The organism is Shewanella sp. A22, assembly GCF_053850585.1.
The window spans coordinates 23,385-47,104 of record NZ_JBSQBN010000013.1 but is presented as its reverse complement, the minus strand read 5'-3'; the positions used below and the strand labels follow the sequence as shown (position 1 = coordinate 47,104).

Below are 23,720 nucleotides of genomic sequence, written 5' to 3'. Positions count from 1 at the left end.
TCACGAGGTCAACATGAAAACAGCACGACAATATATTAGTGACATCAAAACGAATATTTCAGAAGTGACTACCCATGAGTTACTCACTGCAATGCTTAACCCTGAAATCGTTATTATTGACGTCCGTGAACATGAAGAGTTTATTACGGGGCATGTAGAAGGGGCGGTAAATTTTCCTCGTGGTGTATTAGAGATGAAAATACATGAACATCCTTTAGTGAGTCATCACTGTGAATCGTTAATGGCTCTGGAAGAGTTGGCCACAAAGGAAATATATCTTATTTGCCGTTCTGGCGGACGTTCAGCGCTTGCTGCGGCATCATTACAGAATATGGGATTTACTAAGCCTCTTTCTGTTGCCGGTGGTATGGCACAGTGGCAGCGAGATGGTTTTCCGATAGTGAGTTATAAGCCGTAAAGCGATACAACACGAACTTGTTTATTGTGGTTCGTGTTGCTTATAGCTGATTAAGCGGTATTTTAAGGAAATACTTACCATTACCGTTTATTGGTGGAATGTTGCCTGCTCTAATATTAATTTGTATTGCAGGTAATAATAATTGCGGTATGTCTGAATCAATATGGCGTTGTTGGTGCCGTTTTACAAATTCTGCTAGGCTTACTTTGCCCCCGACAACACGGTTATTACGTTTTTGTGCAATAATTGATGTTTCGACAATATCATTTTTTCGTTTGTGTGTGAGTGGATCGTGCCCGACAAAGACTCGAGTACAATTAGGCAGAGTTAATATGCGTTGAATTGAATGATATAAGGTTGTTGTGCTGCTATTAGGAAAGTCAGCATTAACCGTACCTAATTCTGGCGTAGACAATGCGTCTCCCACAAATACGGCATCTTCAATAAGATAACTGACACAAGCTGGAGTATGCCCTGGCGTATGCATAATGTGCAAATCTAAATGGCCCAGTTTTATCAGTTCTTCGTCGGTGAATAATTGATCAAACTGTTCGCCGTTACATTTAAAACTCTCATCAAGATTAAGTAATCGTTTAAAGGTATGCTGCACCTTCACAATGTGTTCACCAATACCCGTCATCCCGCCGCATTTTTTCTTGATATAACAGGCGGCTGAAACATGGTCATAATGGGCATGAGTTTCTAAAATCCATTCTATTTCATATCCCTGCTTATCGATATGGTCAATGATACTGTCGGCAAAGCAAGTACTTATGGTGCCAGAGGCTATGTCGAAATCTAAAACAGGATCAATGATCGCACTTTGACGAGTCGCAATATCAGTCACCACATAGGTCACTGCATGGCTAGCAGGATGATGAAAAGGATCAATGCGGATTTTACTCATGACAAATTAACTCCCAACAAAATACCCAATGTATTTGTTAGATAAAACCTCAGTTCAAAATAGCAATCTTTACAATATTTTGTTGATACAACTGAGGAGGGTTAATAACTACAACATGATTTTATAATAAAGCATTGCAATAAACTGCGTATTAAGTCGCAACAAACACCGAATTAATACACAGTAGAGCCATTTTCTGTTGTGACATTAGCGAGTAAAAACCTTGATATGCGAATACTAATGACGAGTCGCTTATCAATAATACCAATCCCATTAAATATCTGGTCAGTTCAGCGTCTCTCAGGTTTTTCAATTCAAGGCACATTGATGAAGAAATGGTTGTTGCCTTTTAAATCGATGTAACACAGAAGTGGAATACCTGAGAGACTCCATTCTGGCGGGTTTCAAAGTCCTTTATGCTTCGTTAGATGCTTTCAAAATACGACTGCATGGTCTATTTTTTTCCATAAAAAATAACACATTCCCACCATCCATGGCGGTCAGATACTGGAGGTAGAGTAACGCAGGAGCTTGTTACCGAGGATCACTATTCGCTTCAATCATCTGCCTTGCCTACAGCACGTTGAGCTCCCACTGAAAGATCACATATTTAATAGGATTGGTATGATACATTTAATTGCACTCTTCAATTAACGTATTCAACTAGCCTGAATCGCGTGCTTGAATTAACCCTAGCAGACTTCTACTAAATAGCGATTTTTTACTCATAATAGCCATAAAAGGCAGCGTATCGGCTATTAACAATCGCTATAATGATTATAAGCTGTTATACCCGTACTTTTATTACTACTTTACGAACCTGCTGAGGCTTAGCGCTGGTGCCTGGCATATGAATGTCACCAGGAAAAAACAGGGCAAACATGCCCGCTTTGAGTGGAATAAACGCCGCATCATCTTTATTAGATTCATAGTCGTATTCAGCATAGTCATGCTTGTCAAAATAAGGCTTAGAAGGCGTTTGATTGGCTAATGGTAAATAGCCAAATTCTTCTTCACCGCTGACCACATACTGCACATCAATATATTGTTGATGCACTTCAAACGGCTCTATTTCTTTGGGTTTTGTTTCATAATCGTTGACGATAACAAAAATATCTTTGCCTTCGAGTGGGTAATTTCCCACTTCGAGCTGACTAAAATCTGTGTCTGCAAGATGGGCTAATGCCTTGGCTAATCTCGGACTAAGTTGAGTGTAAAGGTGACGATTTGCTAAAGTATCAACAATCATAAAAATTCCGTAAGATAAAAACGCATAAAACATGATAGCTTGTTAGGGGCTGTGGATATCCCTCAATATCATTTTGAAAGATAAACAGGCCGTTAAACCGATCATACCGTTTTACTGAAATAACAGCATTACAAATATAAGAAGGATTGTACATTGCCTGCATTACGTTTACTTGCTGGACCAACGGCTTACGAACAAATCGAAGCGAATGGCTTAGAACAATCATTATTTACTCAACTTTTTGCCGCATCAGGTGGACCTAAATGGTTGGCGATAGCAGGCCTAGATAAATATTTATTTAGTGAGTTTTTTCAGGGGCGAGAAGATCCCCTTTATACCATGGGAGCATCATCTGGAGCTTGGCGTTTAGCCTGCATGGCGCAACAAGATCCGTTAGCGGCTTATGAAAGATTAACGCATTTTTATATTCATCAGCGCTACGAAAAGAAGCCGACTCGTGAACAAGTGAGCGCTCAAGTTTTACAAATTGTTGATGGTATTTTAGGTGATCAGCAAGGCGAAGATATTATTACTAATCCATTAATTCGCCATCATATGGTGGTTTGTCGTGCTCGTCATTTAAATCGTATTCATGCCAAATTTGGTTTATTAATGGGCTTGTCGGTGGCAGCCGTAAGCAATGTGGTTAACCGTAAAAGCTTAGGTTGGCACTTTGAACGGGTGATATTAAGCCATAAAGATGATGCGTCACCTTTTAGGCGTTTGAAAGATTTGCCGACTAAGCATGTTAAGTTAACTCAAGACAATATCCGACATGGTTTATTAGCCACTGGATCAATTCCGTTACTGCTTGATCCAGTAAAAGATCTGCAAGGATCGCCGCAAGGCCATTATTACGATGGAGGCATTACTGATTATCATTTTGATATGCCATTACCTGCAGCAACAGGTTTGAGTTTGTACCCACATTTTTATCCGTACATGAGCCCAGGTTGGTTTGATAAATCCTTGTTGTGGCGCAAGGCAAAAGCGAATTATCACAATGGATTAATTTTAGCGCCGAGTAAGCAATTTATTGCCAGCTTCCCTTTTGGGAAAATTCCTGACCGTGAAGATGTTAAAAATTTGGATATAGAGAGCCGTATCGCGTATTGGCAACAAAGCGTGCAAAAAAGCCAAGTGCTGGCTGATGAATTTGCCGAAATCGTCGCCTCTGGAACAATTATGGATCGTATTGAGCGTTTATAGCGTGGCGCAATAATGATGTTTTTTGTTCTTTCTGGGGAATACAGTCGTATTGAACAAAGTCTATTGAAATAGCACTTTGTGTAAATAGTGGTGATGTCGTTAGTTTGTATTAATTATACAGACTCAAGTTGTTGAATTATTAACCACTGCTACACTTGTTCTATTGATTTCACTTTGAGTCAGTAACTTCACCTATGCTATAGGGGGCTGTTATGAAAACACAAGAAATGGCGTTATTAATTCAAGATGCCGTGCTATTGCCAGATGGCAGACTGGAAGTTCGTGTCGCGTCACCGTGCGATTTACGTATGATCGCGCAGGTGTTAAAGGGGCATTATAAGCTTGCGTTAGCAGCGTTGAAATCTCATAGCGACCTCCCTTGTTATATAACAGCAACTCACTGTAATATAATTGATTTTCATCTTTTAGAAGACGGCACATTAAGTATCGTTATTGAAGGCGTGCAACGGGTTAGAATTTTGTCTGCAGCACAACAACGCGATGGAAGCTGGATTGCTCGTGCTTTACCTTGCCCAAATTGGAGCCACGAACCTATTGCGGGTGAATTTGAGATTATCAGTGCCGCGCTTGAGCAATTTTATCAAGTGAATCCAAACCTACTTGAGCTTTACTCACAAGTGCATTTAGAAGATGCCACTTGGGTGAGCCAACGTTGGTTAGAGGTTTTACCTATGTATAATCGCGATAAGCTGGTGTTGGTTGAACAACCAAATTGCCATAAAACCATGGACTTTGTATTGCAGTTACTTAAATCACACGTGGATGTATAGGGGAGTATAAAGATACATTTATGGGCCAGCCTGATAAGATAATAAACAATGTCTTTGTTTATTATCTTTTTATAAAACTATTTTTATGCCAAATCTATTTGCAAGCATTCCAAATGACCTCAATTTATCTTCAACTTCTGCTATAGCAGCCCAACCTTCGTATATTGTGTTGCCTCGGGCCAGTGAGCTTGCGGGTAAGCAATATCAAACCGTGGTTGAGTTTATGATCGATCATTTTAAGCAAATCGATCCCAATGTGTGGCTGCAACGCATTGAAGAAGGCAAAGTGCATTGGCAAAATGGTGAGTTAATAACAACAGACAGTGCATACCAAGCTACCGCGCGCGTGTATTATTACCGCGAAGTAGTGGCTGAAACCAAGGTGCCATTTAATGAGAAGATACTGTATCAAGACAGTAATACCATTGTTATTTATAAGCCGCATTTTTTACCCGTAACCCCTGGTGGAAATTATGTTAACGAGTGCTTAGTACATCGATTACGTATTGCGACTCAAATTGATACGGTCGCACCAGCGCACAGGCTGGATAAAGACACCGCAGGGGTGATGTTAATGACGTTGGATCCGCAAACGCGGCATGCATATCATCAGTTGTTTTTAGATGACAAGATCACTAAAGATTATCAAGCTATCGCTAAGTTAACGCCACAATTGATTACAGATTTAGCCGCTAAAACGTGCACATTACCAATACATTGGACTGTTAAAAATCGTATTGTGGCGGCGAACCCAAGCTTTACCATGCAGGTGGTAGAAGGGGAGGCGAATAGTCATTCTGAGATTAGCTTGGTGGCAGTAAAAGATGGCTTCGGTTTATTTGAACTCAGTCCTATCACTGGTAAAACTCACCAATTACGCGTACACATGCAAAGTTTAGGCATGCCAATTTTACATGACCGCTTTTATCCTGTGCTTCAGCCTAAAGGGCCTGAAAAATTTGACAAGCCATTGCAATTGTTAGCTAAACGGTTACGCTTTACCGATCCAATTAGCGGTATTGAACAAGATTTTCAGTGTCAAGGATTAAACTTTTAGACTTTGATTTAACTAGGACCTGTTGATCTTAGCTGGTTAAGTTTTGTTCGAGATAAAAACGTTTTTAGTCGAACCCTTCGGGCAGCGTTTGTTGTCATTTTTACTGCATTATCGACTTTTTATGTAGAATAACTACACCACAAAGTCTCTTCCTTGTACAAATTACCAACAATTCGCTGCAAAAAAACCTTGAAAGATCAACAGGCCCTAATAAAAACCGCCATCCTTAAAGTCGATGGCGGTTTTTTTATTGTTAACTAGCTTTTTATACTAGTTGCTTACAGTCTTTTATTTTGCTTTAGTGTGTTTAACACCTTTGCGGTTTTTCATTGGGTCGCCATCATAACCTAAGGCTTTCCAGTCTAAACGTTGGCCTTTGTTATGACAGTCATTACATTGTAATGCCTTGTCTTTTGGTGACACCATGTGGTTGATGCGCCACCACATTTCGGTTTCAATAAAACCATGCTTACCGCTGTATTTAAGGCCTTTTTCGAGCATGGTTGGATTAGCTTCCATTCCCAATTTTGCAGCTAAGTCCCAGTCAAATTTATCCCAGTAGCCACCTTTACCGTACGTTTTAGCTGTCAGTAATATGTTGAGTTCTGTGTCGTAAATTTGCTTACCCGTATGCACTTTGAAAGGGTAGATTTTGGCTTTAGGATCGTTAATGTCACCGAGTGGGTAGGCAAGCTTAACCACTTTCGTTGGGTCAACTTTATCGCCAGCCATGTAGGCATCTGCGCGACCATTAAACCAAGCATATTGTGGTGGTACGTCTTTTTGCCAAATAAAGCTGCCTTTCTTTTTCAAGAATGTGTGCTTGCCGTATTGGTCTGTGGTTTCAGGAAGATCTTGGCCTGCTTTTGACCAATCCCAACGCATTTTTGTGGGTTCATTTTTTGCAAATGACGGGATATGGCACGTTTGACAGGCCACGGTTGCCGTATGTGTATTGAGTTTTTTATTTTGGTGTGGTGCCGAATCATGGCAGTTTTCACAACCAATTTTGTCTTCGCCCCCGGGAGATACCCCCATTGCATTACCGGTAATTTGATGATTCTCAGTAGTATGGCAAGCTTGGCACTGGAAATCATTACCATCGGTATCCATATGGACATCGGTAGCTTTGTCTGGATAAGACATAGATGAATCTAAGTCACCGTGTTTAACGGCATCACCACCACCGCCGTAGAAATGACAACTACCGCAATTATCACGAACTGGCGCGCCAACATTTTGTGCCACACGGGCTAAATTGACTTTTGCTAATGCTTCGCCTGCACCCGCAGGATCTTTAATATAAGTCCCTGTTGTGTCGTGACACACTAAGCAATCCACTTTGGTCATGTCTTTAAAATCAAAGCTAGAGTCTTTCCAACCATAACCAGCATGGCAACTGGTACAGCGTGGTTCATTGCCGGCTATTGAGACACAAAAATTATTGATACTGTTTTTTTTACCACGCATAACCGTGCGGCCTGGTAATTTTTGCTCTAGTTCCCAAGTCCAGTGGGAAGATTTCATAAAATCTTCTGCGTGTTGTTTATGGCATGTTAAGCATTGAGTCGTCACTTCAGAGCCATTAGCAAAGGGCCCTGTTAGCACCTCTTTGTGATTAAAGGCAGCTTGTGCGCTACTGCTTAATATCAGTAATACAGCCAATGCTGATGATATTTTCATTATATTTGTCCTTACCCCTGAGCTTTCGCTCAGGGGGGCCAAGTTAGTTGTTCAAGTTAAAGGGACTGGTTAGAAGTTAACGGTCAGTGAGGCATTGACGTCATAGGCTGTGTCAACTACTGGCAACATTGAATAGGCGTTACCGGCAATGATATCGTCAATTTTTTGAGGTGCACCCACTGGTGAGCCACTTCCGGTATATTCATAGTCGTAATATAGACCAGCTAACTTGATGAACATTTTTGGATTAATATCAAAGATATAATATGCTTCTGCAACATGACCACGAGTTGCTAACTTACTGCCGATAGGGTCATCTTGTGCTTGGGTGAATGGACTCCAGTATTTAGAACCATAGTTATATTCCAAACCAAACTTTCCGTATGGTGCAGGTATTTGCAAGCCTACATAAACGCCGTAGCCATCTTTAGTGTCGCTATCAACTGTTTCTTTTGGCACCATAATGATTTCGGTGCCCGTGCTATTTAACTCCGCTTCAAATACTGCATCGCTTAACATACCGCCGAATAAACCTGCATTGCCGTTGGGTTCTGCACGAGTCCACCCTAATGAGGCAAACATTTTTAAATCATCATCGGTTTCATAGGCATAACCGAGTCCACCCAAGAACATATCACCAATAACACCACTTGGTTGTACACGAGTGACAAAGTTAAAGTTTTCAAACTTTTGCATATCTTGATACATGGTTGGTGCAAAGATACCCGCTAGTTGAGTTGGGAATGCCATGGTGCCAGTAAAGCCGTCATTAACATCTTTTGCGCCAAATAAGGTGAACTGTAAGAAGTGGTTGCCATCATTGACTACGTCAATATTAAAGCCACCTAAGTGAGTATCTTTGGTGATGATGTCACCAAATAATTCGCCATTGCCGTACTGTGACTCAAAACCTTGTCCATAACAAAAGCGCACTGTTTGACCTTCAATACCAGTGATGTCACTCAAATTATAACCAAGGGTTAGGCCGTCGAAGTTGAAATTGACTAAGTGACCTGATGGAGTGCCGCCTCTGAGTTCATTTTCACGGTAATGACTTGGTGGGCCGTAGGTAGAAGGACGACGGCCGATAGAAAGATAAGTGCCGCTACCGTTGATGTCTTTCCAGTTAAAATAGGCGCGTTCTACTTTGAGCTCATCGCCACTGGTGCTGCCGCTACTGGTGCCGTCCATGGTGAATGAATTCCATGAGTCAAACACTTTAACTCCTGCTGAGTCGCCCCAGCTCTTAAACATGGTTAAACGGCCTGCAAAGCTGACGTTGTCCCAGACTTTTGCATCAATATTTAGGCGTAATCGTGTGGTGTAAAAGATATCGTTATCAATATCTTGTTGGGTTTTTTGGCCTAGCATCATAGGCATAACCCCTTGTAGCATACCGCTTTGAAATGCGCTGGCTAAATCAGGATTTGCCATCATCATTTGGCCTAATGGTGAGCTGGCACTATTAGGGTCGCCAAACGCGCCTGACATGGCCTTTGCGCCAAAATCAGAAAAGTTGACGTTCATGGCTGGGTTCCAAGTAACATTTTGATAATGTAATGAATGTGCCTTGGTTCTAAAGTCACCTGTAATGGATATTCTGTCTAATGCGGTGTGACGTTCGGTTTTATCAACCCGTGAATTTAAGTCGTCTAGCTCGTCGGTAATGCTGGCAAGCTGCTGTTTAAGATCGGCAATTTTTTGTGCATCTGTGTCTGCCGCTAGGCTAGCGCCACTCATAAAGAGCGCGTTAGCAACAAGTATTGATATAAGAGTTCTCATGGCCTTTCTCCCCCGATTCACCAAAAAAGTAGGTTTATTTGGCAAATTTTTACTGTAAGAATCCCTGAGGCTAAGCCCCACTATTTTTCGGTTTGTTGACTGGCTGATGTTTTCGCTTAAGACGAAAAGCGACTCAGCATTGATGATTTAGCCGCAGGTTGCTGGTTGGTCAGAGTCGGCGGCGTGGTCATACAAGAACTGTTGAATGTCTTTCAGATCTTTTTCTGATAAGGCTTCAAAAACGGCAGGTTTTGCTTTGTGTTTATCGCGAGTAAAAAATCGATCCCATTGGCTCATGGTTTTGGTCATTGGGGTAAGTTCAGGGCCTTCACTGCCAGCACTGTGGCAGGCTTTACATTCTTTTTTGTACAAGTGTTTGCCTTTTTTAGGGTTACCACCATCGGCAGCCATAGCTTGGCTTCCGAATGATAATGCTATGGCGACTGCGATACCAACTTTTACGTATGTGTTCATCATTTTATCCTCATAGAGCTTTTATAGGTGGAGCGTTAGCAACTTGTTTTATTCTTTGCTGTGAATAATGTTACCTAAAAGTAGATAGTGTTAATTTGAAGTAGATCATATCCATGAGAAAAATCTAATTGAAAAAAAGTTAATTGAAAAAAATCTAATGAACTAGTGTGATATTGATCGGTTGCATAGCGGTATTTTGTTTGCTAGGGGAGTGAAAGTGCGGCAATCGCTCTATGTTGTGTTGATATCGTGGGAAACAGATAGCAGAATAATAAATGAGTGCCTAGGCGCGATATTAGTTCATCAATGCGTTGGTTGATTTAATGACTAATACCGTGGCACTGATGCTACACAATATTAGGGTGGCGGTGCGGGTTTTGTTTTTATCGACATGGTTAATTAACTGGCCTGATACCAAGTAACCAGCAACGACCGAGGGTAATAGCATTAACGATAACCACAAGTGTTTTACTTCAACTAAGCCGACGATGGCTAGAATGGCTAAAGCAATTAATGAACTAAATACAAAAAAGGCTGACAATGCAGCTCTAAATTGGTTGGCATCTTGTCCGGCAAGTAAAATGGCCATTGGTGGGCCACCAATGGCAGCTATGTTGCCAAAAATACCTGAAAAAATACCCGCGATGAATAAACTAATGCGATTAATTGGCGCCGTGATTCGATAAACACTCAGGATAACGGCAATAAATACAATAGCGGCAATGATGAGTCCTAAAATAGCTTGAGGGGCAAACATTAATAACCCTGCGCCTAAAAAACCACCTGGCACCCGCCCAAGTAAGGCATATTGCAAGCCATTAAATTGCAGGTGGCCGCGCTCTCTAAATAAGGTCATTGCTGAGATGGAAAACCCCATTACAATAATAGGAACAGGTACAAGTTGGGGGTTAACGATATACAATAGAGGGCTTGCAACAACGGCCAACCCAAAACCAATTAAACTTTGGGTTAGCGCGCCAAAAAAAACGATAACTGATGCCAGTATCAACGTTGTTGGATCGATAAATGACAGCATAAGTTCTCTATAAAAACATCACTGCTTCTTAGGGCAGCTTCTATGTCGGTGAGGTAGAAACTAAATTGTGAGTTATTCGAGTTCTTCCCACTCGATACCCATATCATCCATTAGTTTCTTTGCTTCACTCGGAATACTATCAGGTTCATCTTTTGATAAATCACCGTCGTGAGGTAATGGTTGTCCCGTATATGCATGTAAAAAAGCTTCGCATAGCAGTTCACTATTGGTAGCATGGCGCAGATTATTTATCTGGCGACGCGTACGCTCATCTGTGAGTACTTTTAATACTTTTAAAGGGATAGAAACCGTAATTTTTTTTACTTGTTCATTCTTTTTGCCATGTTCGGCATATGGGCTGATATATTCGCCATTCCATTCAGTCATTAACTTACCCTTAACGATAAATACGCTGCAGATTTTAAACCGTTACAATCTCTAGTCAAATTATTGCTGTTATTTTGTCGTGATTGCAAATAGATTTCTTGATGTTTAGACGTCTAAATGGCTATTCTTGTTGACGGATGAAGAACTCTTCGGTAAATTTGGACGTCTAGACATCTCTTTGTGTGTTTGTGACATTTTAGGAATCCATTATGACTAAGCTTCAAAGCGCCACATTGGCCGTTCGCCAAGGTATTGAAACAGACACACAACATGGTGCTGTAGTACCACCGATTTATTTATCGACCAACTATTCTTTTAATGGTCATCAACACCCTAGGGAATTTGACTACAGTCGGTCGGGTAATCCTACACGCTGCATTTTAGGGGAAGCTCTCGCCAAACTTGAGCAAGGTGCTACCGGTGTGGTGACATGCACTGGCATGGCCGCGATTACATTGGTGACTAGCTTGCTTGGCCCAGATGATTTATTGGTTGTGCCGCACGATTGTTATGGTGGCAGTTATCGTTTATTTACTAATTTGGCCAAAAAAGGCCAATTTAAGCTGTTAGTCGTTGACCAAACCGATGTACAAGCATTGAATCAAGCTATTGCGCAAAAACCTAAAATGGTGTGGTTAGAAACACCATCTAACCCTTTACTGCGTGTGGTCGACATTGTTGAAATTAGTCAAGCTTGCCATGCTGTTGGCGCATTAGTCACGGTAGATAACACCTTTTTGTCTCCAATATTACAGCAACCATTGTTGCTGGGTGCCGACATTGTGATCCATTCAACCACTAAATACATAAATGGTCACAGTGATGTAGTGGGTGGTGCTGTTGTGGCTAAAGATCCTGAATTAGGCGAGTTACTGCATTGGTGGTCTAATACTCTGGGTTTAACAGGTTCAGCATTTGACAGCTACTTAACTTTGCGCGGCTTGCGTACGCTTTCGGTACGCATTCGAGAGCATCAACGCAATGCACAAAAAATAGTTGAGTTGCTTAATAGCAGTCATGTTGTTGCCAAGGTTTACTACCCAGGATTAAAAGACCATCCAGGTCACGAAATTGCGGTAAAACAACAACAAGGCTTTGGCGCTATGTTAAGTTTTGAATTAATTGGCGGCGAGGCTGAAGTCGTGGCCTTTTTACAGGGCTTGTCTTTGTTTAGTATTGCTGAAAGTTTAGGCGGAGTGGAAAGTTTAGTAGCCGTTCCGGCCACAATGACCCATAGAGCAATGGCTCCAGAAGCAAGGCAAGAGGCTGGTATTAAAGAGACTTTATTGAGATTATCTGTAGGTATAGAAGATGCAGATGATCTCCTTGCCGATCTCAATGCAGGGTTAGCCGCCGTCGCGGCAATTAAATAAGCTTAATTTCAGTTTATGTTCGCTGTAGTTTAAGCGAAATAAAGTAAAATAGCAGTCGCACAAAAAAGTCGTAGTTGTTTAAGGAGTTAGTAATGGCGCGAGGTCATTTACATAAGTTTGGTGGTTCTAGTTTAGCGGATGCTGATTGTTATCGCCGTGTTGCTCATATTTTACTTACCCATGGCCATAGTGATGATCTTGTTGTGGTGTCTGCTGCAGGTAAAACCACTAACTTCTTATACAAATTACTGAGTCTGCGTGAAAGTGGTCAATTATGGCAAGAAGAGTTGCAGGTACTTGTGAGCTACCAGCAAACCTTAATTGAACAATTATTGTCAAACGAGCAAGCGCGAGATTTGCGTGAACGTTTATCGACCGATAAATCTCAATTAGTTAGTTTGCTGTCTTTAGAGCAACATAACGATTACCAGCTGAACCAAGTTGTGAGTTTTGGTGAGCGTTGGTCTGCACGTTTAATGGCGGCTTTGTTACGAGAAATGGGGGTGGCAGCGACCCATGTCGATGCGTGTTCTATTTTGGTTGCAGACGAAGGCGCAGTGCCAAATATTTTAGTGCAAGAGTCACGCGATAAAGTACAAGCCTTGCTTGCACAGCATCCACAAGAGCGATTAGTGATCACTGGATTTATCTGTGCGAACCGTCATGGGGATACTTTATTACTTGGCCGCAATGGTTCTGATTTTAGTGCCACCTTGATCGCTAGTTTAGCAGACATTGAGCGGGTAACGATTTGGACCGATGTGGAAGGGGTGTTTAACGCCGACCCCAATAAAATCAATGATGCCAAACTCTTAAAGAGCATGTCGTTAGCAGAAGCAGATCGCCTAGCGCGATTAGGTTCCCCTGTATTACATTCACGGACTTTACAACCTTTATTTAATACTGACGTTAGCCTTGCTGTGCGTTCAAGTTACGCCTCGCATACTGACTTTACCCTTATTGCTCCACTTAGCTCATCTGCCAGCGCACCTGTAGTGACTAACTTAAATGAAGTGGTGTTGTTTAGTTTTAAAACGGACATAGCACTCCAGTCATTACTGGACATATTACATAATGCAGGGTTAACGCCATTAGCATACTGGGAGTTAACACAACATAAATTTGAGCTGGCGTTTACTTTAGAAAGTCAAAAGCAATTGCAGGCGTTATTGGTTAAGCATGGCGCAGAAATGTCGATAGACGAGCTGACCATTCAAACTGATTTAGGCTTGGTAGCACTAGTGAGTGCCGATGCGCATCATTTTAGACGCAGCTTCGCGCGTTTATTAAGCCGTGATGCCAAACCTGTTTATCAAGACTCGCTCAGTTTAGTGACTCTAGTGCCACAGGCTCAAGTGAGCTTGTTAACCCAAAAAGTTCATCGCCGTTGTGCAGGCCCAAGGATGCGTATTGGAGTGTTATTGCTGGGTGTCGGTAATATTGGTGAGGCGTGGATAGACTTATTTAAACGTGCAAGGCCATCGTTAGACCGTGAGTTAGAGGCCTCTGTAGAGTTGATTGGTGTCGTTGGATCGCAAAAAGCATTGATTTCAAATAACGGTATTAATCTCGATAACTGGCAACAAGATTATCAAGCCAATGCTACTAAGTGGGATTATAACAAGCTGTTTGAACAACTAGAACAATTGGCTTGTGATGAAATTGTTGCGTTAGATATTAGTGCTAGCGCGACGTTAACCCTACAGTATCCAGCATTGTTTGCTCGGGGGATTCATGTTGTAAGTGCCAATAAACTTGCGGGTTCCGGGCCGTTACCTTTTTACCGTGAGTTAAAGCAGCAACTGAGTAATCGCCGTTTATTTTGGCGTTATAATGCCAGCTGTGGTGCTGGGTTGCCAATTCAGCATGCTTTGAATGACTTACGAAATAGTGGTGACACTATTGAAGCTGTAGGGGGGATTTTTTCTGGCACCTTATGTTGGCTGTTTGAACATTATGATGGAACTAAACCCTTTTCTGAATTAGTACTACAAGCGCGAAGTTTAGGTATTACCGAACCCGATCCTCGTGACGATTTGTCGGGCCGTGATATGCAACGCAAACTACTTATTTTGGCCCGCGAGATAGGCTTGGCTGTTGAATTAGACGATATTAACCTTAATTCGTTAGTGCCTAAAGATTTGGCAGAGTTATCGCTTGATGACTTTTTAAAGCGTATCAATGAGTTAGATGATGATTTATTACAGCAGTATGTTGCTGCAGCCGAACAAGACAAAGTGCTGCGTTATGTCGCTTCTCTTGAAAAGGTAGAAGGTAAGTTACAAGCTGAAGTGAGTTTGCAGTGGGTTGATAATAATCATCCTTATGCCAATTTAACCCCAGGCGATAATGTGTTTGTTATTCGCAGTGCGTTTTACCAAGGTAATCCATTGATTATTCGTGGACCAGGGGCTGGGCGAGAGGTGACGGCAGCGGCTGTACAGTCAGATTTAGTGCAAATTTGTAAAGACCTGTTACAAGAGTAGTTTTGTTGAAAAAGACCATTATTAATGGTCTTTTTTGTAATCTCGGGAATGTTTGTAAGCCGAGCTCGCGTTTTATTGCATTATGGTCTGCGCCACTAACGTTGTGCCGCTTTGCTCACATCAGAGTAAAGGGGTAAAGCGCTTGTCCCCCTTTGTAAACCCTCAGCGTTCTGCATATATGGACCCATCCGGTTTGCAAGATATTTAATATCGACTTTGAGAAGAGTTCATTGCACCCATATATTCGGCCTGTTATTGAGGTGCTCCTTTGGCCCTGATGGATATTTACTTCTACTTTCCTTATCATCCTTAGGGCTTCTTTAGAGCCAATGCAGGGCGAAGGTTTTAAGTAGAACAGTCTGACTGTCTCATCATCAATTCAATTATCTTGGCAACTTGGTGGTTGTAAAACTCATTGTTAGCGCGTTAATGATTACTTTTATGCAGCGATACGATATTCATCTCTCTTGCTGCTATAACCCACGCTATTCGTGCAAGCTTGTTAGCGACGGCAACGCAAGCTCTATTAAAAACATTCTGATTTTAAGGGAGGGTTACATTGAGCCTGAAAGTTGCAATTAGAACAACTGATTAACTAAAGTACGGTATAAAAAAACTACCATAAAAAAACAAATTGCTATAGCATGTTATGGTTAAGAAAATGTTACCAAATAACAGGATGTTGCATTAACCAAATCTAATAAATGATTTATGCTTTCCAAGAGTGCAATGCATAAAGACTAAAGCGTTAGATTGACACAGGAGTATTAATTTATGAATATAATTTCCGTATTGTTTGCGGTCAGTTTGCCCCTTATAGGCATTATTTTAGCTATTATCTTTGTCGCTTCTCTCAAGCGGATTGCTGTGGCTCAAGAAGAAATGGCAAGTGCACATAAAGATATCGCCAAAAAACTTGGAAGTATTTTAATCGAATTAAGACATAACAATACGTAACAATCTAACAGATATTTAACACACTCATTGTTTTGAAGGGCGATTTGGCTGTTTTGCAGTCTATTTAAATTCAATTAACACCTTCATTTATATGCGTCAATCGATTAGCGATAAATCTTTTTGTTATTGCAAAAAAGATCATGCAGACTCATGTCGCATTATACGCTGACGTTAAGCCATGAATAAATTAACCTTAAAATGGCATTATTTACTTGCTAAGGTTTAGATTTCTTTTACCGCGTCATCTTTTAATGATTCAGTGGTTTTATCCGTTAACGTTATTAATAGGCTGGTGAGTAGGCTCATGCTGTAGCCTAGTGCTGCGCCGATAATAAGGGGGGGAATGATGGCTACGAGATCGGCACTTAATGCAAATGTAATACAGCAGCCGATAAAAGTGCCGGGAATAAAGGCAAAGTTTTTATTACTGGCTTGTAAACACATAAATGCGGTGACAATGCCTGTTAATGCATAGCTGATCATTGGCGAACCAAAAACACCGCTGCCTGCAATGATTAACCATCCCCAGAATACGCCTGAAAGATTCGTCATCATCGCCATTAACATGCCTTTAGCGCCCGTTTCTGTTTGAGCGAAAAAAGTACTGCAACCGAGAAAGCCGACCCATGTCACGAGTTGAAATACATCAGCAAGACCAGCCCAAACAGCAGCTAATAAACCTGCAGAAATTGCAATTTGCCAACGATGCGCCATAGTTGCCTCTCAAAAAGATAGAAAATCAGAACGGTGAGTTTTAAATTTAGCACAATAAATGGAGCTTAGGCAGTCGGATTTCGTAAAAGGGGATCCAGTTCGCAAATAATAGCAACTGCTAATAAAACTAAACATCATGGAGCTCAATAAGTGGAGGAGAGAGCCATTGTGGTCTTCAGCATACCCAATTGGACTACGTTCAATAGCCTAAATCCCTCGCTTAGAGCCTTAGTGCTAACATTTCCCCAAACGAGTTACAATATTTGAACAATACCATCTGCATTAATACTTTAACTGACTGATTATAATTGTTTTTATTTATTTTAGTTTAGCGCTTGAGTTAATGTGACTGGTATAAGTTAGCCAATTGATGGTTTTTAGCTTGACTTAGAATACAGTTAAACTAGTATATAGACATATAGACGTCCAAACGGCTAAATAATTAAATTGGTTGCTTGGTATAGACTCCTAAGTTTTACAGAAATTAAAGGAATACATTATGGCTTTTCATCATGCACAACATGCCCAATCGTTAAATCAGAGCTTGTCTGAGCTGAATGATATTAATGTCTCTTTTGAATTTTTCCCGCCATCAACCCCTCAGATGGAAGACATCCTGTGGAATTCTATTCGTCGTCTAGAGCCACTAAACCCTAAATTTGTATCTGTAACCTATGGTGCTAATTCAGGTGTACGTGATCGTACTCATAGCGTGATTGAACGTATCCAAAAAGAAACTAACTTACTTGCTGCGCCACATTTAACCCTCGTTGATGCCAGTGACGAAGAATTAGTTGAACTTGCAAAGCATTATTGGAATTCTGGTATTAGAGATATAGTAGCATTACGTGGCGACTTACCAGACGGCAGCCCTAAGCCCACTCGTTTTGCCAATGACTTAGTGCGTTTACTGCGCTCGGTTGCCGATTTTGATATTTCGGTGGCGGCATACCCTGAAGTGCATCCAGATGCTCGTAATGCTCAGGCCGATTTAATCAATTTAAAGAAAAAGATTGATGCAGGTGCAAATCGTGCCATTACTCAATTCTTTTATGATGTTGAGTCATATTTACGCTTTCGTGATCGTTGTGTTACGGCTGGCATTGATGTTGAAATTATTCCAGGCATCTTACCCGTAACCAATTTTAAGCAAACCAAGCGTTTTGCTGATATGACTAATGTGGCAATTCCACAGTGGCTTCATCGTCAGTTTGATGGTTTGGATGATGACCCTGCAACACGTCAGTTAGTAGGCGCTAACGTTGCTATTGATATGGTGAAAGTATTAGCCCGTGAAGGCGTTAAAGATTTCCATTTTTACACCCTTAACCGTGCAGAGTTAACCTATGCGATTTGCCATACTTTGGGTGTGCGCCCAAAATAAACAAAATTGTTTTTAACACCAAAACCCCGTTAATGGTTTCATTAGCGGGGTTATTGTTTAAATGTTCGACGTTTGCCGTATTCTTTTTTGTATCTTTTAAGCCTATGGTGGTATGACAACATTAAATGATTAAAGAGGTGTAATGATGAAAACATCCTTTCATATGATTAGTGTGTTTCTTGGAATGATAATGTGCCATGTTATTCCTGCCACTGCCGCAGAAAATTCCTCCCAACAATCGTCAAACCCATTGCCGGCCGCTGCGCAATTATGTGTGTCTTGTCATGGGGCTCAAGGCCAAGGCATCGGTATTCTCGGCCCTCGTTTGGCGGGGTTGTCAGCCGAATATATTGCCAAGCAACTTACATTGTTTCACGCTGGTAAACGTCAAAATCCCACTATGTTAGCGATGGCTGCAACGGTACAGGGAGACAATATTGCTGTGGTTTCACAATATTTTAGTCAACAGTCCGTTGCAGATATTCCACTACAATTTCGTGGTGACAAGGTGACCATTAGCGATCCCTTCGAAGCAATAGCACTTCAGGGGGATTGGTCACGAACGATTCCTGCTTGTACTAGCTGTCATGGGCCATCTGGTGTTGGTGGAGGTCAATTTCCTCGTTTAGCTGGTCAAGAAGTCAGTTACCTTAAAACCCAATTATTATCATGGCAAAATGGGACTCGAACCGGTGATGCCGATAACATGATGGGCAATATTGCGGTGAAACTTACCGCTGCCGAAATCGATGGATTATCACTGTTTTTTGCCAATATAAAATAAGGACATGACGATGAAACTATTATCGCTATTGAGCATGGGTGTCCTGTGTTGCTTTTCATTACAGGCCAATGAATTATTAACTGAAATTCCTTCTAATTCCGCTACGGTAAACACGTCTGAATCTTTAACGACATTGCCTGATCGCCAAACAGCATTACCTTCGGTAGAGAAAAAAATAACTGACGAATATTTACAACCTGCACCATTAACCGACATTCCAGCAGGTGCTTTTGGTGATAAAATTCGTTTAGGCTATCAATTGTTTGTTAATACTCAACAACTTCGCAATAAGAACGTTGGCAATGAACTCAATTGTGTCAACTGCCATATGAATGCTGGCATTAAAGCGAATGCCTCGCCTTTGTGGGCGGCATATTTTGCTTATCCAGCTTATCGTAAAAAAAATGACAAAGTTAATTCTTTTCAAGAACGTATTCAGGGGTGTTTCACTTATTCGATGAACGGGAAACCGCCCGCGTCTGATTCAGCAGAGCTAGTAGCAATATCAGCCTATTCATACTGGTTAGGAATGAGTGGGTTAATGGCAAAATATCACGTTACGGGGCCAGTGCCTGAATTATCAGACACGGAGTTAGTTAAAGGGGCTAAGCGGGATGATTTTCCTATGCCAGCCGCAATCACCAAGCATTTGGATATAGCAGCGTTAAGCAAGCTGCCGGGGCGTGGTTATCCAAAAATTAAGCAATCTGAAGTAGCGTATTCAACTGAACGAGGCATGACTGTTTATCAAGCACATTGCCAAGTATGTCATAGCGAGGATGGCCAAGGGCAAGTTATTGCGGGCATTTCGGCTCTGCCACCATTGTGGGGGCCTCAAAGTTACAATTGGGGCGCGGGAATGCACAGGGTGAACACCGCCGCATATTTTATTTATGAAAATATGCCATTAGGGAAAAGTGTGCAGTTAACAACTCAACAAGCTTGGGATGTCGCCGCATACATTAACTCGCAAGATCGCCCTCAAGATCCGCGTTTTAAAGGTAAGGTGGCTGAAACTCAACGTCTTTACCATCAGCATGATGGCTTTTATGGCAAGAAAGTATTAGGCAAAATATTGGGCGCTGATTCGTCTGCTAATTTCCCGATAAAATAAGGTGTTTACATCGACCTATTTGTCATCGTAGGTCGATGTGTGTACTGCTTATGTTAATGTACAATATAGAAATTATTTATTCAGATAGAGGCTAATTTGTCAGTTTCTTCTCAACGTTGCCCTATTTGTCATCAAGGTAATGCTTGTTCAATGGCAAGTGGGCAAGCTATTTCAAGCTGCTGGTGTGTTGAATCAAGGCATAACGCAATTGATCTAATCAAGATGTATTTATCTCAGCATCCTAGTTTGACGATCCGTTCAGATCAATGTGTATGCGAATCATGTTTAGCTAAAATGGATCAGATGGTCGCTACACCGTTTCCTGCAGTGCAGTTATTCAAACCATAATCTGATGGTATGTTAATTATTTGTTGTTAACAACAACTTGATGCGTATACTAAAACGTCAATTAGACTTGGGAATGATTAAAAACTTTTTCGTTGTTGTAGCGGCTATATTTGCACTCACCCTTTGTTATGGTCTTGTTTATTCAAAGGACTATTCAGTTAGCCAAACAATTATGACAGGTAAACCCGTAATTGAGCTTTTTATGATGTTGAACATATAACATTATAACCATTTAGCTGTTTTTCGGGGTGAGTCCGACATAAGACAGATTTGTCATGGTACAACAGTAGGCTTTGTGTCTGCTTGGAACAGTGAAATCTCTGAGTTACGTCTTGCCTTGCCATGGTTAACGTAATCGGGGTAACCTAAAAACAATCATGGCAACGGAGTTGGGCCGTTGAACCATAATAAAAAATATATCTAATAATAATAACTTTCGACATAGTCATTACTCATTATGAGGTTTTACATGGAAGCAGTCACAAATATTATCAGCATGATCAACGGTATTGTATGGGGTGTCCCGATGTTGGTTATGATTTTAGGGGTAGGATTATTCCTGTCAATCGGGCTAAAACTCATGCCTATTTTAAAGTTAGGCAGAGGCTTTAAATTATTATGGTCTGGTCGCCAAGTGACTGACGAAAGTGAAAAAGGCGATGTAAGCCCATTCAATGCATTAATGACCTCATTATCTGCCACGATTGGTACTGGTAATATTGCTGGTGTGGCTACCGCAATTTTTATTGGGGGACCAGGAGCCTTATTTTGGATGTGGTGTACCGCCTTGGTAGGAATGGCGACCAAGTTTTCGGAAGCGGTTCTTGCGGTTAAATTTCGTGAAACTGATGCCAATGGCAACCATGTTGGTGGCCCAATGTACTACATCAAGAATGGTTTAGGCAGTAAGTGGGCATGGTTAGGCACAGCATTTGCTATTTTTGGTTCAATTGCTGGTTTTGGTATTGGCAATACTGTACAAGCTAATTCGGTTGCCGATGCCATGAGCAGTAACTTTGGCGTCCCTAATTGGGTTACTGGTGTTGTGTTGATGCTGTTAGTTGGCGCAGTGTTAATGGGTGGGATTAAGCGTATTGCTGAAGTGGCAGGTAAGCTGGTTCCATTAATGACCGTATTTTATATTACTGCTGGTATTTCAGTGTTAGTCGTATATGCAGACCAAGTACCAGCTGCTTTTATGTTGATTATTGAAAGTGCTTTTAATCCAGTAGCTGCTCAAGGTGGTTTTGCTGGCGCCGCGGTGTGGGCTGCTATTCGCTTTGGTGTAGCAAGAGGCGTGTTTTCAAATGAAGCGGGTTTAGGTAGCGCTCCAATTGCCCATGCGGCTGCACAAACAAACAACCCTGTAAAACAAGGTTTAGTGGCAATGCTTGGTACGTTTATTGACACGTTAATTGTGTGCTCTATTACCGGTTTGGCGATTATTGTTTCTGGAGCTTGGACATCTGGCGAAAACGGTGCGGCATTAACCTCATTTGCGTTTTCGCATGCTTTGCCAATGGGAAATTATATTGTGGCAATTGCATTGGCTGTGTTTGCGTTTACCACGATTTTAGGCTGGAGTTTTTACAGTGAAAAGTGTGTTCAATACCTATTAGGCGATAAAGCGGTAAAGCCATTTCGTCTTATTTGGACCTTAGTGGTTCCATTAGGCGCTGTCAGCTCGTTAGAGTTTATTTGGTTATTGGCTGACACATTAAATGCAATGATGGCGATTCCAAATTTAATTGCATTAGTACTTCTTAGCCCAGTGGTATTTGGTTTAACACGTGAATATTTTATCAAGCAACGTGCTTTAAAGGCTAAAGCTTAGTCTGGGCAAGTTGTTCGGTAATGTTGATAGTAAAGCATGTTCATCGGTATCGATGAGCATGCTTTTTCAATTAGACTTTATCAATTAATAATATCTGTCTATTGAGAGCAATTAATCGTTTTAAGCCGTCATTCTTGTTTGGCACACTTTGGCGTGCTAGCACTAAGTATTAATGGTTTATTCAACGTTATTATCAAACTCGGAATCTTCAAATAAGTCGACCGCCGACGTTGGGGTGACATGTTTAAATTGCCGAGCAAAATGACGTTGTACCCCTTTTAAATCAATGTTGCCAATGCCTGAGGCAAAGCCAAACCAAGCATACAGGCCACTAATATCTTCAAACATAGGGGGGAGGTATTTAGGTTGAGCAATAATGCCTTCTTGGTAGGCTTGGTATAATACTGGAATGTCTTCTATGGCTAACTTTCCTAAAAACAACATTGGGATTAACTCAGGTAATCCTGTGCTGATAGCACTTCTGATAAAGTTTATGTTTTCAACATAGCCGCGTACGTAAGAAATATCCTTGGTAAAAAAGCTGCCACCACCCACCATACCACCTCGAAACACTCGTTGAGTGACACGATAACTGTCTTTAGAGCTGAGATTAAGGTTTCTAAAGTAACGATATACTTCGATAAAGTCGGCACCTTGTTCAGCCATATCGACAGCGGAGACACGATCGCTTATGCGTCGAGCTCGGCCAGGATTTGAGCTTAAAGTGAGCATTTCCATTAATACAGCTAAACCTTCTTGGGATGCTGTGACTCGTGGTGAGCCAACACTAAGCCAAGTTGCATGAGGTTGAGCACGACCATTGAGTGTTGTCCCAATATGGACCCAGCCTTCATGTACTTCATATACATTGAGATCTGACTCACTGAACATAGCGCGGGTGTTGAGTTTAACCGTATCACCACCCACAGCGGCATCTGACACAATACCATCGCTTAGTTTGACGTGAATTTCGTCATTATGAAAATATTTCACTAAGCGTTCACTGAGTACATTTACCGCTTCTGGCGCAGTAACAATCTTAGGGTGGCGTTTGCTCATATGGCGTGCAGCTGGCAATGAGAATATATGGCTTAAACGATCACCTAGTTGGCGCAGGGTATGACGATCACCATGTAATTTATGGCTGGCGCTACCGTATAGTTCTTGGCTGAGCTTGCCAAACATTGGTTTACCACGATGGTGAAGCATATCAATGACGATCCGGTATTGATCGATGTTTGCCAGTAATATGTTGCCTAATTTATCACGTTTACCCAAACCGCGTTCAATAGCACTTTTCAACTCTTGTAAATCTGTTTGTGTTTGAACGGCATTAAATGACAAAGGAATTGATTGATAAAAATCATTGCTAACATTGGGAAGCGCTTTGCTTTGCTTCGCTAAAAAGTCATCTTCAACTTGTCTTGGCCATTTTATTGAGTCTAAAATTTTAATGGGTGCTTGGATACGAATTAATTCATCAGAAAAACGACGAATATCTTGTTGATAACGCAGTAAAGAGTCTGACATTGTCTTTTCCTAATCTAGATAATCTTGTAAGCAACATTTGGGTTTATATTAGCAGATGTTGATCACAAAACAGCAATGAAAAAATTCACCGTAATGAGCACTCTTTTAGTGCATTCTATCTCGTATTCTCACATTATTTAAAAATTTATTTTTTAAGTTACTAAAAGTATTCATTAATTTTTTTGGCATTAAAACTGCTTTAT

The 23,720-nt window shown here is 41.2% G+C and carries 21 protein-coding genes; 12 read left to right on the top strand and 9 right to left on the bottom strand.

Translation table 11 applies throughout. The features are described 5' to 3' along the window. Positions 1 to 13 precede the first annotated feature (13 nt). Entirely contained in the window at positions 14 to 418 is a 405-nt protein-coding gene (locus ACWXWT_RS04390; RefSeq protein ID WP_456040394.1) for a rhodanese-like domain-containing protein, read from the top strand. Positions 419 to 458: 40 nt separating this feature from the next. On the opposite strand, the gene ACWXWT_RS04385 is transcribed toward ACWXWT_RS04390, so the two are convergent. Then, positions 459 to 1,325, bottom strand: a complete 867-nt coding sequence (locus tag ACWXWT_RS04385) for an MBL fold metallo-hydrolase (RefSeq protein WP_456040393.1) — start codon at positions 1,323 to 1,325, stop codon at positions 459 to 461. A 787-nt stretch (positions 1,326 to 2,112) separates the two neighbouring features. Further along, complete coding sequence (locus ACWXWT_RS04380; RefSeq protein WP_456040392.1) at positions 2,113 to 2,574, bottom strand: YhcH/YjgK/YiaL family protein; 462 nt, start codon at positions 2,572 to 2,574, stop codon at positions 2,113 to 2,115. 153 nt (positions 2,575 to 2,727) lie between these two features. Between ACWXWT_RS04380 and ACWXWT_RS04375 the strand changes: the two genes are divergently transcribed. The 3 genes from ACWXWT_RS04375 to ACWXWT_RS04365 all read left to right on the top strand — a co-directional run bounded on the left by ACWXWT_RS04375 (position 2,728) and on the right by ACWXWT_RS04365 (position 5,631). Beyond that, complete coding sequence (locus ACWXWT_RS04375; protein ID WP_456040391.1) at positions 2,728 to 3,783, top strand: alpha/beta hydrolase; 1,056 nt, start codon at positions 2,728 to 2,730, stop codon at positions 3,781 to 3,783. Positions 3,784 to 3,995: 212 nt separating this feature from the next. Next, positions 3,996 to 4,574 carry an LON peptidase substrate-binding domain-containing protein gene (locus ACWXWT_RS04370; RefSeq protein WP_456040390.1) on the top strand — a complete coding sequence of 193 codons (579 nt, stop codon included), beginning with the start codon at positions 3,996 to 3,998 and terminating at the stop codon, positions 4,572 to 4,574. An 85-nt stretch (positions 4,575 to 4,659) separates the two neighbouring features. Further along, complete coding sequence (locus tag ACWXWT_RS04365; RefSeq protein ID WP_456040389.1) at positions 4,660 to 5,631, top strand: pseudouridine synthase; 972 nt, start codon at positions 4,660 to 4,662, stop codon at positions 5,629 to 5,631. 288 nt (positions 5,632 to 5,919) lie between these two features. On the opposite strand, the gene ACWXWT_RS04360 is transcribed toward ACWXWT_RS04365, so the two are convergent. From ACWXWT_RS04360 to metJ, 5 genes are all read right to left on the bottom strand, one after another. After that, the gene (locus ACWXWT_RS04360; RefSeq protein ID WP_456040388.1) at positions 5,920 to 7,314 is read right to left on the bottom strand and encodes a tetrathionate reductase family octaheme c-type cytochrome; all 1,395 of its coding nucleotides are present in this window, start codon (positions 7,312 to 7,314) and stop codon (positions 5,920 to 5,922) included. 69 nt (positions 7,315 to 7,383) lie between these two features. Further along, positions 7,384 to 9,096, bottom strand: coding sequence for a DUF3373 domain-containing protein (locus ACWXWT_RS04355; RefSeq protein WP_456040387.1), 1,713 nt, complete (start codon positions 9,094 to 9,096; stop codon positions 7,384 to 7,386). A gap of 147 nt (positions 9,097 to 9,243) precedes the next feature. Next, positions 9,244 to 9,573 (bottom strand): c-type cytochrome, encoded by a 330-nt coding sequence (locus tag ACWXWT_RS04350; protein WP_456040386.1) that lies wholly within the window; start codon positions 9,571 to 9,573, stop codon positions 9,244 to 9,246. A gap of 292 nt (positions 9,574 to 9,865) precedes the next feature. Then, positions 9,866 to 10,606 carry a sulfite exporter TauE/SafE family protein gene (locus tag ACWXWT_RS04345; protein ID WP_456040385.1) on the bottom strand — a complete coding sequence of 247 codons (741 nt, stop codon included), beginning with the start codon at positions 10,604 to 10,606 and terminating at the stop codon, positions 9,866 to 9,868. A gap of 72 nt (positions 10,607 to 10,678) precedes the next feature. Continuing rightward, positions 10,679 to 10,993 (bottom strand): met regulon transcriptional regulator MetJ, encoded by a 315-nt coding sequence (gene metJ, locus ACWXWT_RS04340; protein ID WP_456040384.1) that lies wholly within the window; start codon positions 10,991 to 10,993, stop codon positions 10,679 to 10,681. Positions 10,994 to 11,202: 209 nt separating this feature from the next. Between metJ and metB the strand changes: the two genes are divergently transcribed. The 3 genes from metB (at position 11,203) to ACWXWT_RS04325 (ending at position 15,809) form a co-directional block, all read left to right on the top strand. Continuing rightward, positions 11,203 to 12,366, top strand: coding sequence for a cystathionine gamma-synthase (gene metB / locus ACWXWT_RS04335; protein WP_456040383.1), 1,164 nt, complete (start codon positions 11,203 to 11,205; stop codon positions 12,364 to 12,366). Between the two features lie 92 nt (positions 12,367 to 12,458). Continuing rightward, entirely contained in the window at positions 12,459 to 14,852 is a 2,394-nt protein-coding gene (locus ACWXWT_RS04330) for a bifunctional aspartate kinase/homoserine dehydrogenase II (protein ID WP_456040382.1), read from the top strand. A 774-nt stretch (positions 14,853 to 15,626) separates the two neighbouring features. Then, entirely contained in the window at positions 15,627 to 15,809 is a 183-nt protein-coding gene (locus ACWXWT_RS04325) for a hypothetical protein (protein ID WP_456040381.1), read from the top strand. 222 nt (positions 15,810 to 16,031) lie between these two features. On the opposite strand, the gene ACWXWT_RS04320 is transcribed toward ACWXWT_RS04325, so the two are convergent. Further along, a complete protein-coding gene (locus ACWXWT_RS04320) occupies positions 16,032 to 16,523 on the bottom strand; it encodes a DUF1097 domain-containing protein (protein ID WP_456040380.1) in 492 nt (163 codons plus the stop codon). 499 nt (positions 16,524 to 17,022) lie between these two features. On the opposite strand from ACWXWT_RS04320, the gene metF reads away from it, so the two are divergent. The 5 genes from metF to ACWXWT_RS04295 all read left to right on the top strand — a co-directional run bounded on the left by metF (position 17,023) and on the right by ACWXWT_RS04295 (position 21,987). Continuing rightward, on the top strand, positions 17,023 to 17,907 hold the full coding sequence (metF, locus tag ACWXWT_RS04315; RefSeq protein WP_456040379.1) for a methylenetetrahydrofolate reductase: 885 nt from the start codon (positions 17,023 to 17,025) through the stop codon (positions 17,905 to 17,907). Positions 17,908 to 18,052: 145 nt separating this feature from the next. Continuing rightward, on the top strand, positions 18,053 to 18,691 hold the full coding sequence (locus ACWXWT_RS04310) for a c-type cytochrome (RefSeq protein WP_456040408.1): 639 nt from the start codon (positions 18,053 to 18,055) through the stop codon (positions 18,689 to 18,691). A 10-nt stretch (positions 18,692 to 18,701) separates the two neighbouring features. Further along, positions 18,702 to 19,805, top strand: a complete 1,104-nt coding sequence (locus tag ACWXWT_RS04305) for a c-type cytochrome (protein WP_456040378.1) — start codon at positions 18,702 to 18,704, stop codon at positions 19,803 to 19,805. Between the two features lie 96 nt (positions 19,806 to 19,901). After that, a complete protein-coding gene (locus ACWXWT_RS04300; RefSeq protein WP_456040377.1) occupies positions 19,902 to 20,153 on the top strand; it encodes a cysteine-rich CWC family protein in 252 nt (83 codons plus the stop codon). A gap of 469 nt (positions 20,154 to 20,622) precedes the next feature. Next, positions 20,623 to 21,987, top strand: a complete 1,365-nt coding sequence (locus ACWXWT_RS04295) for an alanine/glycine:cation symporter family protein (protein WP_456040376.1) — start codon at positions 20,623 to 20,625, stop codon at positions 21,985 to 21,987. 177 nt (positions 21,988 to 22,164) lie between these two features. Here ACWXWT_RS04295 and ACWXWT_RS04290 read toward each other — a convergent pair whose 3' ends face one another. Then, positions 22,165 to 23,517, bottom strand: a complete 1,353-nt coding sequence (locus ACWXWT_RS04290; protein WP_456040375.1) for a flavohemoglobin expression-modulating QEGLA motif protein — start codon at positions 23,515 to 23,517, stop codon at positions 22,165 to 22,167. Between the last annotated feature and the right edge of the window lie 203 nt (positions 23,518 to 23,720).